Consider the following 13,816-nt stretch of genomic DNA (forward strand, 5'->3'; position numbering starts at 1 on the left):
ATGGGGCTATAGCTCAGCTGGGAGAGCGCTTGCATGGCATGCAAGAGGTCAGCGGTTCGATCCCGCTTAGCTCCACCACGCTTCGCCCTTACGGGCTTCGCGTGGCGCAGCCGCGAGAAACCGTTAGGCCGAAGCAGTGCCCGGCATAGCCCGAAGGGCGACGACGGGCTGAAACACTGATGTGGTATGTCTATATTCTCCGCAGTGTCGATTTTCCCGATCAGGAATATACCGGCTCTACCGCAGATCTGAAGCAGCGCCTTGCGGCGCATAGTGCCGGAAAATCCACCCACACCGCCAAAATCGTACCCTGGAAATTGCTCTGGTATTGCGCCTTTCCCGACCAGCACAAAGCGCTTGAATTCGAAACCTACCTGAAATCGCATTCCGGCAGGGCGTTTGCCAGCAAGAGATTGATCCAACCGAATCTGGTTCCAGGTCGCCTCGATAACCTGAAGGCCGATTCCGAATAAGTGCCGGTGCGTGCGCGAAAACTGTTCAGCTGGATCACCTGATATGCGCGAGGCATTTGCAAAGAAACGACTCTAGCCATCCCCTCAACACCGGTAGGCCGCCCCCACAGCCCACCGGCGCCTCGCTTAACTCTCGACAATGGCCGCCGTCACCCGCCTCACCACTGGCAGCACAAGCAGCAGGACGGGAAAGGCGATCGCCCAGGACAGCGCCCATGCGGACGGCCACATGGCAAGGGCGGCTGCGGTCAGGCCTTGTGCTCTGAGGATGCTGATCGCCGAGACGACTGACGTCATCAGCAGTGAAAGGATGAGCGGCATGACGACCGCATTGTAGCGTTTGGGGAGTTTGCCTTTGGACATTTTTGTCTCCGTAAGATGCCGATCAGAACAACAGCGCAGCGCCGATCGGCGGGTTGCGCGTTGATTGACGTAAACGCTTACGGAGCTTCGGTCTGAAGCGACGCCGTTTTATGGCGGAAAATATCGCTCTTCTCAAGTCCCGCCCCAACCACTTTCAATCCCTCTTTGCGAATTCCTCACTGAAGAGGATTTATCTTCTTCCGGAAACTCAGCGATTCGGCTTCAGGACCCGCAAATGACCAGAGCAAGACGCCGCCGCATCATTCGTACACGACGAACCGTCACCGGGATCGCCCTCGTCGCCTCGATTTCGTTTCTTGCCGGCATGACCGATGCGACCGGGCTGCTGCTGACCGGCGATTTCGTCTCCTTTATGACCGGCAACACGACGCGGGCGGCCCTCGCCGTCAGTGACGGCAACCTTTTTCATGCGGCGGTGCTGATCTCCGCCATTGTCGTTTTCGTGCTCGGCAACGCAGCCGGAATCGTTATCGCCCATGTCTCCGAGCGCCGGATATTCGTCGTGCTCGGCTGCGTCGGCCTTGTCCTGGCGCTCGCATCGATGACGACATGGCAGAGCATGATGCTGGCGAGCTTCTACCTGATCGTCTGTTCCATGGGCATGGTGAACGCCGCCGTCGAGCATATCGAAGGCCTGCCGATCGGGCTGACTTATGTCACCGGCGCCCTGTCGCGCTTCGGCCGCGGCATCGGCCGCTGGATCATCGGCGACCGTCGTGTCGAATGGACGATCCAGATCGTGCCCTGGGGCGGCATGGTGCTCGGCGCGATCGCCGGCGCCGTCCTGACGCGGCTGACCGGCGCCCATGCCTTGTGGCTGGTCTCCGTCTTCGCCATGGCGCTGGCGTTTGCCGCCATCTTCATTCCCCGGCCGCTCCAGCGGCGCTTCAACCAGAAGCTTGCCTCGCATCGCTCGGCCGCAGTGCGCGGCAAATAGAAGCGTCGCATTCCTGTTACCCTCGAATCGGATAGGAAGGTCGCTGTCCGTCCTCAAGGAGTAGATCGTGTTCCTGATTTCGAAGCTCGTCTGGATTTTCTGCCAGCCGCTGTCGCTGGCATTCCTGCTCGTCTTCTTCACCCTCATCGCCATCCTTCTGCGCTGGCGTGCCTTGAGTATCCTTGGCGCAACGGCTAGCGCGCTCATCCTCTTCGTCACGCTCTACACCACGGCCGGCAACCTTCTGATGCAAGGCCTCGAGCAGCGGTTTGCAAAGCCTGCCGCCGACCCGGAGAACCTGCAATGCGTGATCGTGCTCGGCGGCGCCTTCGAAAACGAGGTGAACACGGCGCGCCACGGCATCGAATTCAACGGCGGCGCCGACCGCTTCATCGAAGCCTTGCGGCTCGCGCAGAAATTTCCGCAGTCGCGCATCCTGATCTCGGGCGGCGACGGCTCTATTTCGGGCATTTACGAAGGCGATGCGGCGGCATCCGAGCGCTTCTTCCCGCTCTTCGGCATCGGCAAGGATCGCCTGATCGAAGAGCGGCAATCGCGCACGACCTTCGAAAACGCCGTCAACACTAGGGAATTCCTGGCAAGCCAGGGGCTATCTCATTGCCTGCTGATCACATCGGGTTTTCATATGCCGCGCTCCGTCGGCATCTTCCGCAAGCTCGGCATCGATATCGTGCCCTGGCCGACCGATTATCGCACCGACGGACAGGTGAGGCCGGGCCTGGATTTCACCCAGCCGAACCTCAATGCCCAGAGCATGGCGACGGCGATTCGCGAATGGTACGGCCTGATCGGCTACTATCTCGCCGGCCGGACGTCGGAGCTCTATCCGCGTTAAGCTTATTTCTTCGAGATGGTGACGAATTTCGTGCCGCGCACACGCGCGGTCACGATGCAGGGATCGCCTTCGGTGCGGTCACAGAAACGCGGATGCATCTTCATCGCCAGCACCATGTTGCCGAAGCGCTTGACGAAGTCGTAGCCGTAGATCTGCGCCGTCGCGATCATGAAATAACCGCCTTCGGCGACCTGCAGATAAAAATTATAGGTGCAGCCGTCGTCGTTGCATTGCGGCCCCTTTTGTCCGTCGCAGGTGAGTTCGCCTTCGTTGACCACCGCGTCGATCAGCCCGTCATTGTTGATGTCCTGCCGGATGATGAAGCCGTCGGCGAATTCGGCCGCCTTGCACTGCGCCTGAAAATGCTTCTTCTCGTAGATCTCCGGGTCGGAGATCAGCGATTGCTGGCCAAGGGCCGCCGCCGGCATGATAACAAGCAGGAGAAGATTTAGAACGGCGAGCACCAGCGTTTTCACGGGCTTTCCTCTGTTGGATAAAGCTCTATCAGCTTGGCTTTATGGCCGCGCCGCCTTGCGCCGCCCTTGCCGCCGTGGTTCTTTCCGGAAACTGTTCGCCGGCTCCGGGGTCTCCATGTCCTTGCTCGTCTATCTCGATTATGCCGGCATTGCGCTGTTTGCCGCGACAGGGGCGCTCGCCGCCTCGCGCAAGCAACTGGACCTGATCGGCTTTCTGTTTTTCGCGATGGTGACGGGAACCGGCGGCGGCACCGTGCGCGATATCGTGCTCGGCCGCGTGCCGGTCTTCTGGGTGCTGAACCCTGCCTATATTCTCGTTTGCTGCATTATGGGCGTCATCGTGTTCTTCACGGCCCACCTGTTGGAATCACGCTATCGCCTGCTGATCTGGCTGGATGCGATCGGCCTTGCCGCCTATTGCGTGCTCGGCGCTGCCAAGGGACTTGCCGCCACCGGCTCGCCGACCATCGCCATTGTCACCGGCACGTTGACCGCAACCTTCGGCGGCATCCTGCGCGATCTGATGGCAAACGAGCCTTCGGTGCTGTTGCGGCCGGAAATCTATGTGACGGCGGCCCTGATCGGCGCCGGCGTGTTCACGCTCGCCAATGCGCTGGGGATGCCGCTTTATCTCGCCTCCGGCTGCGGCGTCGCCGCAGCCTTTGCCGTTCGCGGCGGAGCGCTGTGGTTCGGCTGGACCTTCCCGATTTACAAGCACAAGCCCGGCCGGCACCCCGACGATGTCATGTAGAGACCGAGCATGATGCCGAAGTGTAAGCGGTTTTTGGACGACATCATGCTCTAGCTATCTAAACTAGAACAGGATGATTTTAGGTCGACCGACCTAAAATCATCCTGTTCTAAGGCGCCGTCAGCCCTGTTTGGCCCGCAGGCGGATCACCACGTCGACATGGGCAATCTCCATGCCCTCGGGCGGTTCCGGCAGGTTGTCGATCGTCAGGTTGCTGACGGGAATGTCGAGCACCTCGTTTTGACCTTCGACGAAGAAATGATGGTGATCGGAAACATTGGTGTCGAAATAGGTCTTGGCGCTCTCGACGGCGAGAACGCGGATGAGACCGGCTTCGGTGAACTGGTGCAGCGTGTTGTAGACCGTCGCCAGCGAAACCGGCACGCCGGCGGCAACCGCCTCCTCATGCAGTTCCTCGACGGTCAAATGCCGGTCGCCCTTGGCAAACAGGAGGTCGCCGAGCGCGACGCGCTGGCGGGTGGGTCGCAGGCCCGCGCCGCGCAGCCTTACCTCTATTGCGATCGGGGGTGCACCCGTCATCAATACCAACTCCGGTTATTCCTGCATAAAGCAATCATGTTTCTTCAAGCGGTATAACTTTTGCATCGGAGCCTTTCAATAGTTCAGTGGGGACGAGAGCCTGATAAAGGCGGCAAAAACGGGCTTTTGATGCAAATAGGTCTGGTCGCAGCTCTGGCCTTCCTGTATGCGACCACCAAATAATGGCGTAAGCCTGGTCCAAGCCGATGAATGAAGCTGCCTTGCTTGTGCTTCATTTTCTGAAGAACTTGGACTACACGTTCACATCCATCGGCTTCACGCGGGGGGAAAAAGAAATTTTATGACCACCAGACAGTCCAGCTTCTCGTATGAAGAACTCATCGCTTGCGCCCATGGCGAGCTATTCGGACCCGGCAATGCGCAGCTGCCGCTGCCGCCCATGCTGATGGTTCACCGCATCACGGACATTTCCGAAACGGGCGGCGCCTTCGACAAGGGCTATCTCAGGGCCGAATACGACGTGCGCCCCGACGACTGGTACTTTCCCTGCCATTTCGAAGGCAATCCGATCATGCCGGGCTGCCTCGGCCTCGATGGCATGTGGCAGCTGACCGGCTTCTTCCTCGGCTGGCTCGGTGAGGAAGGTCGGGGCATGGCGCTTTCAACCGGCGAAGTGAAGTTCAAGGGCATGGTCCGGCCGCATACGAACCTGATCGAATACGGCATCGACTTCAAGCGCGTCATGCGCGGCCGTCTCGTGCTCGGCACGGCCGACGGCTGGCTGAAGGCGGATGGCGAGACCATTTACCAGGCGTCCGACCTTCGCGTCGGTCTATCGAAAGACAAGACCGCCTGAAACCGCATTTCGCGCGGCTGACGAAAACAATAAAGGTTTGATCAGATGAGACGGGTAGTTGTCACGGGTCTGGGTATCGTTTCCTCGATCGGGAGCGATGCAGCCGAAGTCACCGAATCCTTGCGCCAGGCAAAGTCGGGCATTTCCTTTTCCAACGATTTCGCCGAACACGGCTTCAAGTGCCAGGTCTGGGGCAGCCCCAAGCTCGGCCCGGCGGAACTTGGCGAACTGGTCGATCGCCGCGCCATGCGCTTCCTGTCGCAGGGCGGCGCCTGGAATCATGTCGCCATGAAGCAGGCGATCGCCGATTCCGGCCTGGAAGAGAAGGACTACGCTCAGAACGAGCGCGCCGGCATCATCATGGGCTCCGGCGGACCGTCCACTCGCACGCTCATCGAGGCGGCCGATATCACCGTCAAGAACAATAGCCCGAAGCGCATTGGCCCCTTCGCCGTGCCGAAGGCGATGTCCTCCACCGCCTCGGCCACCCTTGCCACCTGGTTCAAGATCCACGGCGTCAATTATTCGATCTCGTCGGCCTGCTCGACCTCTGCTCATTGCATCGGCAACGCCGCTGAAATGATCCAGTGGGGCAAGCAGGACATGATGTTTGCCGGCGGCCACGAGGATCTCGACTGGACGATGTCCAATCTCTTCGACGCCATGGGCGCCATGTCCTCGAAATATAACGACACGCCCGATACCGCCTCGCGCGCCTATGACGTCAATCGCGATGGTTTCGTCATCGCCGGCGGCGCCGGCGTGCTGGTGCTCGAGGAGCTCGAACGCGCCAAGGCACGCGGCGCCAAGATCTACGCCGAAATCGTCGGGTACGGTGCCACCTCCGATGGTTACGACATGGTCGCCCCCTCCGGCGAGGGCGCCATCCGCTGCATGCGCCAGGCGCTTTCCACCGTCAAAGGCGATGTCGACTACATCAATACCCACGGCACGTCGACGCCGGTCGGCGACAGCAAAGAAATCGGCGCTATCCGCGAGGTATTCGGCGCCAAGATCCCGCATATCCAATCGACCAAATCGCTGACGGGCCATTCGCTGGGTGCAGCCGGCGTGCAGGAATCGATCTATTCCCTGCTGATGATGCAGCAAGGTTTCATCGGCGAAAGCGCCCATATCGCCGAGCTCGATCCCGAATTCGAAGGCGTGCCAATCGTGCGCCAGCGAATCGACAATGCGAAGATCGATATCGCTCTCTCCAATTCCTTCGGCTTCGGCGGGACGAACGCCACGCTCGTCTTCCAGCGCTATAACGGATAACAACATGACTGGAATCATGCAGGGTAAGCGCGGCCTCATCATGGGCGTCGCCAACAACCACTCGATCGCCTGGGGGATTTCAAAGGCTCTCGCCGCTGAGGGCGCGGACCTCGCCTTCACCTATCAGGGTGATGCGCTCGGCAAGCGCGTCAGGCCGCTTGCCGCCGAAGTCGGCTCGGATTTCGTACTGCCGTGCGACGTCGAGGACATCGCTTCGGTCGACGCCGTGGTCGATGCGCTCGGCGAGCGCTGGGGCAAGCTCGATTTTATCGTCCACGCCATCGGCTTCTCCGACAAGAACGAGCTGAAGGGCCTCTACGCCGATACGACGCGGGAGAATTTCAGCCGCACCATGGTCATCTCCTGCTTCTCCTTCACCGAGATCGCCAAGCGCTGCGCTCCGCTGATGGAAGGCAGTGGCGCGATGCTGACCTTGACCTATAACGGATCGACGCGCGTCATTCCGAATTACAATGTCATGGGTGTCGCCAAGGCAGCGCTCGAGGCTTCGGTGCGTTATCTTGCCGCCGACTACGGCCCGCGCGGCATCCGCGTCAACGCGATTTCCGCTGGCCCGATCCGCACGCTTGCCGGCGCCGGTATCTCGGATGCGCGCGCCATCCTCTCTTGGAACCAGCGCAATGCACCGCTGCGCAAGACGGTCACCATCGATCAGGTCGGCAGCTCGGCGCTTTACCTGCTTTCCGACCTCTCCGCCGGCGTCACCGGCGAGATCCACTTCGTCGATGCCGGCTTCAACATCACCTCCATGCCGACGCTGGACACCCTGCGCAAGGCCGACGTCGAATAAACGCCGCTGATTGGAAATTCAAAGGCCGTGCGCATCCTCTGCGCACGGCCTTTTGTTTGGCGGATAAGAACGATCGGGGCGAAGCGGCCTTGAGCCTTATTTCTTCGCCCACAGCACCTTGAAACGTGCATTGCGGCAGGTTTCGCCGCTTTCCCTGAAGTTCGCGGCCAGAACCGGCTCATAGGGCAGGCCGCGGTTGGCGACGAGCATCAGCCGGCCGCCGCCGCGAAGGGCGGAGGCGGCGGCCTTGATCATCGCCTGGCCAAGCGACGGCTCGGCGGCATGTCCTTCATGGAAAGGCGGGTTCATGACGACGAGGTCGTATTTGTCCTTGACCGGCTCGCCCACCAGATCGTGCCAGAAGAAGCGCACCGGCGCGTCCGGGCAGTTCTCCGCCAGGTTGTCCCGCGCGGCCTCCAGGGCCGCGTGATTGGCCTCATAGAGGTCAAGGCGGGCCAGTCCGCGCGATCTCTGCGCCATCTCGACCGAGAGATAGCCCCATCCGGCGCCGAAGTCGGCGACATCGCCGCTGAAATCCTGCGGCAGGCGCGTGGCGAGCAGTTCCGATCCGGCATCGATCCGGTCATGCGAGAACATGCCGGCTGTCGCATGGAAGCGACCGTCGACGCGCACCGGCGCCTTCGCCAGTTTCGAGATGATGTCACCGGTATCGGCCGGCCGGCCGAACCAGAAGGCGACGCCGTGATATTTCGGCATGTGGTCAATGGCCAGGCCGAAACCTTCCATACGCTTGCGCAAGGGCTGGATGCCGTCCTCCTTGGCGCCGGCGACCACGATAAGCCCGCCGGCCCGCGTGCGGGCGATTGCGGCGGCGAGGCTGGCTTCGTTCTCGCCCTTGTGCTTGGTGCAGAGCACGAGTGCTGCGTCATAGTCCTCGCCGTCGATCTCAGGCGTCGCTTCGATCCGTTGCGCCAGCAGCTGGCGGTAGAGCGGCCGGAAGCCCTGGACGGCGCTGAGCGAGGCAGCAAAGCTTTCCGGCAGCTGAAAGCCAGCCTCGGCGCCGAGGAAGAGCACACGCTCGCCTTCGCCGGGCGCCGCGATTGTGCCGCTGGCAAAGGGATGGAACAGGGTCTTCAGCGTTTCGCGGCTCATCGATCTCGTCTCATTTAGAATAGAAAAAGGGCGCGGAAGATTCCCGCGCCCGGAATTGAAGCTGGCAGAGGCAGCTTATTCGGCCGCTTCTTCCTTCTTCTTCTCGTTCGGGATCTCCTGGCCGGTGGCCTGGTCGACCACCTTCATCGACAGGCGAACCTTGCCGCGTTCGTCGAAGCCGAGCAGCTTGACCCAGACCTTGTCGCCTTCCTTGACGACGTCAGTCGTTTTGGCGACGCGCTCGGAAGCGAGCTGCGAGATATGGACGAGGCCGTCGCGGGCGCCGAAAAAGTTGACGAAGGCGCCGAAGTCGGCGGTCTTGACGACAGTGCCTTCATAGATCTGGCCGATTTCAGGCTCGGCGACGATCGAATGGATCCACTTGCGGGCCGCTTCGATTTCCTTGCCGGAAGAGGAGGCGATCTTGACGGTGCCGTCGTCCTCGATGTTGATCTTCGCGCCGGTCTTTTCGACGATTTCGCGGATGACCTTGCCGCCGGAGCCGATGACTTCGCGGATCTTGTCGACCGGAATGTTCATGACTTCGATGCGCGGAGCGAATTCGCCGAGCTGGCCGCGGCTTTCGGTGATGGCCTTGGCCATTTCACCGAGGATATGGGCGCGGCCGCCCTTGGCCTGACCGAGAGCGACCTTCATGATCTCTTCGGTGATACCGGCGATCTTGATGTCCATCTGCAGCGAAGTGATGCCATCGGCCGTACCGGCAACCTTGAAGTCCATATCGCCGAGATGATCTTCGTCGCCGAGAATGTCGGAGAGGACGGCGAAACGATCGCCTTCGAGGATCAGGCCCATGGCGATACCGGCTACCGGCTTTGCGAGCGGGACACCTGCATCCATCAGCGCCAGCGACGTGCCGCAGACGGTTGCCATCGAGGACGAGCCGTTGGATTCGGTGATCTCGGAAACGACGCGCAGCGTGTAGGGGAACTGCTCAGCCGACGGCAGCATCGGACGGATCGCACGCCAAGCGAGCTTGCCGTGGCCGATCTCGCGGCGACCCGGGGAGCCCATGCGGCCGGTCTCACCAACCGAGAAGGGAGGGAAGTTGTAATGGAGCAGGAAGCGTTCCTTGTACATGCCGGTCAGACTGTCGACATACTGCTCGTCTTCGCCGGTGCCGAGCGTGGCAACCACGATCGCCTGCGTTTCGCCGCGCGTGAAGAGCGCCGAACCGTGCGTGCGCGGCAGAAGGCCGACTTCCGAAACGATCGGACGAACGGTTTCAAGGTCGCGGCCGTCGATGCGGCTCTTGGTGTCGAGGATGTTCCAGCGGACGATCTTGGCCTGAAGGTGCTTGAAGATCGCGCCGACTTCTTCGGCCGTATACTTGGCTTCGCCTTCCTCGGGAAGGAAGTGAGCCTTGACCTTTGCCTTGACGGCGTCGACCGCGGCGTAGCGGTCGGCCTTCTGGGTGATCTTGTAGGCTTCGCGGAGTTCGGCTTCGAAATGCTTCAGCATCTCACCTTCGAGCTCGGAATAGTCTTCCGGCTGGAAGTCGCGCGGCTCCTTGGCGGCGACTTCGGCGAGCTTGATGATCGCGTCGAGCACAGGCTGGAAGCCCTTGTGGCCGAACATGACAGCGCCGAGCATGACGTCTTCGGGCAGTTCCTTGGCTTCGGACTCGACCATCAGCACGGCGTCGTAGGTGCCGGCGACGACGAGGTCGAGGCTCGACTCATCCATCTCGTCAAGATGCGGGTTGAGAACATATTCGCCATTGATGTAGCCGACGCGTGCGCCGCCGACCGGGCCCATGAAGGGAACGCCGGAAAGCGTCAGCGCCGCCGAAGAGGCGATCATGGACAGGATGTCGGGATTGTTTTCAAGGTCGTGCTGGACGACGGTGACGACGACCTGCGTGTCGTTCTTGTAGCCTTCCGGGAAGAGCGGGCGGATCGGGCGGTCGATCAGGCGGGAAACGAGGGTCTCGTTTTCGCTCGGGCGGCCCTCTCGCTTGAAATAGCCGCCGGGGATCTTGCCGGCCGCGTAGGTCTTTTCCTGGTAGTTGACGGTCAGCGGAAAGAAGTCCTGACCGGGCTTCGGCGCCTTGGCCGAGACGACGGTGGCGAGAACAACGGTCTCACCATAAGTGGCGAGAACCGCGCCGTCGGCCTGACGGGCGATCTTGCCGGTTTCGAGCTTCAGCGGGCGGCCGGCCCACTCGATTTCCACTGTGTGTGTATCAAACATATCTTGTCCTTCAATGCGGGAGCACGCGCCATCGCCGATATCAGGGCGCAGCGCACAGTCGACCGCAATCAATGTGACGTATCACGGGCAAGACAACGGGAGGCTTTTCATCGGCAGTTTCCCGAACTTGAGAGTTCCTGAGAAACTTGGGCCAAAGCCTTGGAGAACTTTGGCCGAAAGCATCCGGCAATCCTGCCCCATGACAGGTCAGCGGTTGGTTTGGCAGAACCGGCCCATCCGGGTCTGCCGGTCGTTCCACCGCTTGAGATAGGGCGCGGCCGGAACATTTCATCGGAACATCGTCCCGAAACAGATCCGGCGGACGCTTAAAAGCGCCCGCCGGACAATCTTAGCGGCGGATACCCAGGCTGTTGATCAGCTTGGAATAGCGGCCTTCATCCTTCTTCTTGAGATAATCAAGAAGCGAGCGGCGGCTCGAAACCATCGTCAGCAGGCCACGTCGGGAATGGTTATCCTTCTTGTGGTCCTTGAAGTGTTCGGTCAGGTTATTGATGCGCTCGGTCAGGATCGCGACCTGAACTTCCGGCGAACCGGTGTCGCCTTCGGCGGTTGCGTATTCCTTGATCAGCGCAGCCTTGCGCTCAGCAGTGATCGACATCGGATGGTCCTTTCTATGAGAGGAGAAGAAGTCGCCAAAAGCCGGGATGCCGTCCAGCTTTGGCCGCGAATGCAATCGGGCGCACCCGATGCTGGCGCTGCCTATAAACCAAATAAGCAGCGATGGAAAGAGGGAGCGCCGCAGCAGTGTTCAGCGGCCGGTCATGGCGCCCCGGATCATCGCATTATAGCCTGCAGGATCCTGCAGCATGGCGAAATGGCTGGCGTCTTTAAGGATGACGAGCTTTGCCCCCGGAATTTTATTCGCCATCATCTCCGTATGATCGAGCTTGACGGCCTCATCATGATCACCGATGGCAAGCGTGACCGGCAGCGTGATCTTGCCAAGCTCCGTCGCCGTCCAGTTCGGCTGCGTCGCCCACATCTGCGAAATCTGGTTGACGAAGGCCTCGTATTCGTTGGGTGTCGGCGACAGCTTCCGGTATTGTTCTCCGGCGACGGTGATGTAGTCGTTGAAGGTCTTGCTGCTCAAGACGTCGGGCTTGACCCCGTCGGTGGTGACATTGGCCGCCTGGGCAATGACCCGCGTCAGCTTTTCCGGATATCTCATCGCCATGTCGATGCCGATGATGCCGCCGTCCGACCATCCGACGAGCGTCACCTTGTCGATCTTCAGAAAATCGAGAAGGGCGACATAGTCCGATGTCATCAGATCGTAACCGAAGGGCTGCTGGCTGCGGGTCGAGCGTCCGTGACCCCGGCTGTCGGCAACGATGACCAGATGATCCCTGGCGAATTCGGCGATCTGGTGACCCCAGACGCCGGTATTGCCGAGTCCGCCATGGATGAAGAGGATCGGATCGCCTTCACCATATTCTGCATAATACATCTTGATGTCGTCCACATCGGCCATGCCGCTCACCCTCGGCGCCGGCATGGCAGGAAAGGCCGGAAGCTCGGCCCAGCGCTCGGCGGATCGAGCGCCGGCGGCAGTCAGGAACAGCGAAAAGAACGTCAGCATTCCAATTGCGATTGCGCGCATAATTGTCCTCTCAGGCCGCTATGGTCCGAAAGGAAGATATCGCATCGCCATCTCATGACAATCGTCAGCTGTGCAGACTTAGGCGAAAACCCGCTTTGGGCGAAATTCGCCCTGGCCGATCTCACCGATCGCGATCAGCCGGCCACGGGCCGTCGCATAGGCTTCGCTTTCGGCAATCGGCGCATCGCGGCCGCGCACCAGGATCGGATTGCCCATCTTCAGCCGGTGCGCCTGGTCGTCGTTGATGACGAGGTGAGGCAGCGCCGAAAGCGCTTCGCACGTGTCGATCAGCAATGCGTCGAGGGCGGCGAGCCGCTCGTCCATGTCTTCGATCGCTTCGAGCGCCACCAGGTTCGCAAGCGGCACCATGGCGTCTTCCGAAAAGGGCGCGACGAAGGTGCGCCGCAGGCCTGATATATGGCCGTAGCAGCCGAGCTCGCGGCCGAAATCGCGGGCGAGCGCCCGGACATAAGTGCCCTTGCCGCATTCCACTTCGAAATGCGCGGTATTGGCATCCCGGCAGCCAAGCAGAGTCAGTCGGAATATCTCGACTTCGCGTGAAGGAATCTCGACGGCTTCCCCGTCGCGCGCCAGATCATAGGCGCGTTCACCCGCGATCTTGATGGCAGAAAATTGCGGCGGCACCTGGCTGATCGTGCCGATGTAGCGGGGCAGGATATCGCGGATCTGCTGCTCGGTGGGGCGCCTTTCCGAGCTCTGCGTCACATCGCCTTCGAGATCGTCGGTGGCGCGCTCCTCGCCCCAGCTGACGGTGAACTCATAGATTTTCCGGCCGTCCATCACATAGGGAACGGTCTTGGTAGCATCGCCGAGCGCGATCGGCAGCATGCCGGAGGCGAGCGGGTCAAGCGTCCCGGCATGGCCGGCCTTCTGCGCCTTGTAGAGCCATTTGAGCTTGGAAACGGCTTCCGTCGAGCCGAAATCCATCGGCTTGTCGAGGATCAGCCAGCCGGAAATCGGCCGGCCCTTGGGTTTGCGTGGTTTGGACATCAGTCTCTTCTGTTATTTTTCGTCGCTATCGCTATCGCTGTCGAGGTCGCGGCTCACTTCGGGCGAGCGCAAAAGCTCGTCGATCTTCTTGTAATTGTCGAAGCTGGTATCGTCGCGGAAGCGCACCTCCGGCATATATTTCATCTGCCGAAGCTGCGGCCCGAGGCGACCGCGGATGAACTTCGCATGGCGGTTCAACGCCTCGATGACGATGCTGTGGTCGGAAACGCCGAGCGGCGTGACATAAGCCGTGGCGATCTTGAGATCTGGCGACATGCGCACTTCGGAGATCGAAATGACGGTTGCCTCGATGATGTCGTCACGCACTTCGCCGCGCTGCAGCACCTGGGTGATCGCGGCGCGGACCTGTTCGCCAACGCGCAGCATGCGCTGCGAAGGCGCGGAGGATGTTGGTCTGGTCATTGTTATCTCTGTTTGCCGATGCGGCTGGGAATCGAACCCGTCAAAGGAGAGCGTCCATGACTCTTTTGGCCGAAAAGGTCAAGCCGGCAGGTGGAAAAGCCACCCGCCGGA

At 60.8% G+C, this 13,816-nt stretch carries 16 protein-coding genes and 1 tRNA gene; 8 read left to right on the forward strand and 9 right to left on the reverse strand.

Annotated features, from left to right (window positions below):
* The first annotated feature begins 2 nt into the window (after positions 1–2).
* Both RHE_RS00510 and RHE_RS00515 read left to right on the forward strand, forming a co-directional pair.
* Positions 3–78: transfer RNA gene (locus RHE_RS00510), tRNA-Ala, on the forward strand.
* A gap of 101 nt (positions 79–179) precedes the next feature.
* Positions 180–473, forward strand: coding sequence for a GIY-YIG nuclease family protein (locus RHE_RS00515; RefSeq protein ID WP_042117687.1), 294 nt, complete (start codon positions 180–182; stop codon positions 471–473).
* Positions 474–599: 126 nt separating this feature from the next.
* On the opposite strand, the gene RHE_RS00520 is transcribed toward RHE_RS00515, so the two are convergent.
* On the reverse strand, positions 600–836 hold the full coding sequence (locus RHE_RS00520; protein ID WP_011423497.1) for a DUF2798 domain-containing protein: 237 nt from the start codon (positions 834–836) through the stop codon (positions 600–602).
* Positions 837–1,071: 235 nt separating this feature from the next.
* Here RHE_RS00520 and RHE_RS00525 point away from each other — a divergent pair, with 235 nt between their 5' ends.
* Both RHE_RS00525 and RHE_RS00530 read left to right on the forward strand, forming a co-directional pair.
* The gene (locus tag RHE_RS00525) at positions 1,072–1,794 is read left to right on the forward strand and encodes a YoaK family protein (protein ID WP_011423498.1); all 723 of its coding nucleotides are present in this window, start codon (positions 1,072–1,074) and stop codon (positions 1,792–1,794) included.
* Positions 1,795–1,861: 67 nt separating this feature from the next.
* Positions 1,862–2,650 carry a YdcF family protein gene (locus tag RHE_RS00530; RefSeq protein ID WP_011423499.1) on the forward strand — a complete coding sequence of 263 codons (789 nt, stop codon included), beginning with the start codon at positions 1,862–1,864 and terminating at the stop codon, positions 2,648–2,650.
* Between the two features lie 2 nt (positions 2,651–2,652).
* Here the strand turns inward: RHE_RS00530 and RHE_RS00535 are convergent, their stop codons facing one another.
* Entirely contained in the window at positions 2,653–3,126 is a 474-nt protein-coding gene (locus RHE_RS00535) for a hypothetical protein (protein ID WP_011423500.1), read from the reverse strand.
* A gap of 115 nt (positions 3,127–3,241) precedes the next feature.
* Here RHE_RS00535 and RHE_RS00540 point away from each other — a divergent pair, with 115 nt between their 5' ends.
* On the forward strand, positions 3,242–3,877 hold the full coding sequence (locus tag RHE_RS00540; RefSeq protein ID WP_011423501.1) for a trimeric intracellular cation channel family protein: 636 nt from the start codon (positions 3,242–3,244) through the stop codon (positions 3,875–3,877).
* Between the two features lie 120 nt (positions 3,878–3,997).
* Here the strand turns inward: RHE_RS00540 and irrA are convergent, their stop codons facing one another.
* Positions 3,998–4,417 (reverse strand): iron response transcriptional regulator IrrA, encoded by a 420-nt coding sequence (irrA, locus tag RHE_RS00545; RefSeq protein ID WP_011423502.1) that lies wholly within the window; start codon positions 4,415–4,417, stop codon positions 3,998–4,000.
* A gap of 301 nt (positions 4,418–4,718) precedes the next feature.
* On the opposite strand from irrA, the gene fabA reads away from it, so the two are divergent.
* Genes fabA through fabI form a run of 3 tightly spaced genes read left to right on the forward strand, consistent with a single transcriptional unit; the run spans position 4,719 to position 7,323 of the window.
* Positions 4,719–5,234, forward strand: coding sequence for a 3-hydroxyacyl-[acyl-carrier-protein] dehydratase FabA (gene fabA / locus RHE_RS00550; protein ID WP_011423503.1), 516 nt, complete (start codon positions 4,719–4,721; stop codon positions 5,232–5,234).
* 45 nt (positions 5,235–5,279) lie between these two features.
* On the forward strand, positions 5,280–6,512 hold the full coding sequence (gene fabB / locus RHE_RS00555) for a beta-ketoacyl-ACP synthase I (RefSeq protein ID WP_011423504.1): 1,233 nt from the start codon (positions 5,280–5,282) through the stop codon (positions 6,510–6,512).
* Positions 6,513–6,516: 4 nt separating this feature from the next.
* Positions 6,517–7,323, forward strand: coding sequence for an enoyl-ACP reductase FabI (gene fabI, locus RHE_RS00560; RefSeq protein WP_011423505.1), 807 nt, complete (start codon positions 6,517–6,519; stop codon positions 7,321–7,323).
* 96 nt (positions 7,324–7,419) lie between these two features.
* Here the strand turns inward: fabI and RHE_RS00565 are convergent, their stop codons facing one another.
* The 6 genes from RHE_RS00565 to rbfA form a co-directional block, all read right to left on the reverse strand.
* Positions 7,420–8,436, reverse strand: coding sequence for a class I SAM-dependent methyltransferase (locus tag RHE_RS00565; protein WP_011423506.1), 1,017 nt, complete (start codon positions 8,434–8,436; stop codon positions 7,420–7,422).
* Between the two features lie 75 nt (positions 8,437–8,511).
* Complete coding sequence (pnp, locus tag RHE_RS00570) at positions 8,512–10,650, reverse strand: polyribonucleotide nucleotidyltransferase (RefSeq protein WP_011423507.1); 2,139 nt, start codon at positions 10,648–10,650, stop codon at positions 8,512–8,514.
* Positions 10,651–10,999: 349 nt separating this feature from the next.
* Positions 11,000–11,269 (reverse strand): 30S ribosomal protein S15, encoded by a 270-nt coding sequence (gene rpsO / locus RHE_RS00575; protein WP_009997779.1) that lies wholly within the window; start codon positions 11,267–11,269, stop codon positions 11,000–11,002.
* 150 nt (positions 11,270–11,419) lie between these two features.
* Positions 11,420–12,271 carry an alpha/beta fold hydrolase gene (locus RHE_RS00580; RefSeq protein WP_011423508.1) on the reverse strand — a complete coding sequence of 284 codons (852 nt, stop codon included), beginning with the start codon at positions 12,269–12,271 and terminating at the stop codon, positions 11,420–11,422.
* Positions 12,272–12,349: 78 nt separating this feature from the next.
* Positions 12,350–13,282 carry a tRNA pseudouridine(55) synthase TruB gene (truB, locus tag RHE_RS00585; RefSeq protein WP_011423509.1) on the reverse strand — a complete coding sequence of 311 codons (933 nt, stop codon included), beginning with the start codon at positions 13,280–13,282 and terminating at the stop codon, positions 12,350–12,352.
* 12 nt (positions 13,283–13,294) lie between these two features.
* Positions 13,295–13,705, reverse strand: coding sequence for a 30S ribosome-binding factor RbfA (rbfA, locus tag RHE_RS00590; protein WP_011423510.1), 411 nt, complete (start codon positions 13,703–13,705; stop codon positions 13,295–13,297).
* Between the last annotated feature and the right edge of the window lie 111 nt (positions 13,706–13,816).

Source organism: Rhizobium etli CFN 42, from assembly GCF_000092045.1.
GTDB lineage: Bacteria > Pseudomonadota > Alphaproteobacteria > Rhizobiales > Rhizobiaceae > Rhizobium > Rhizobium etli.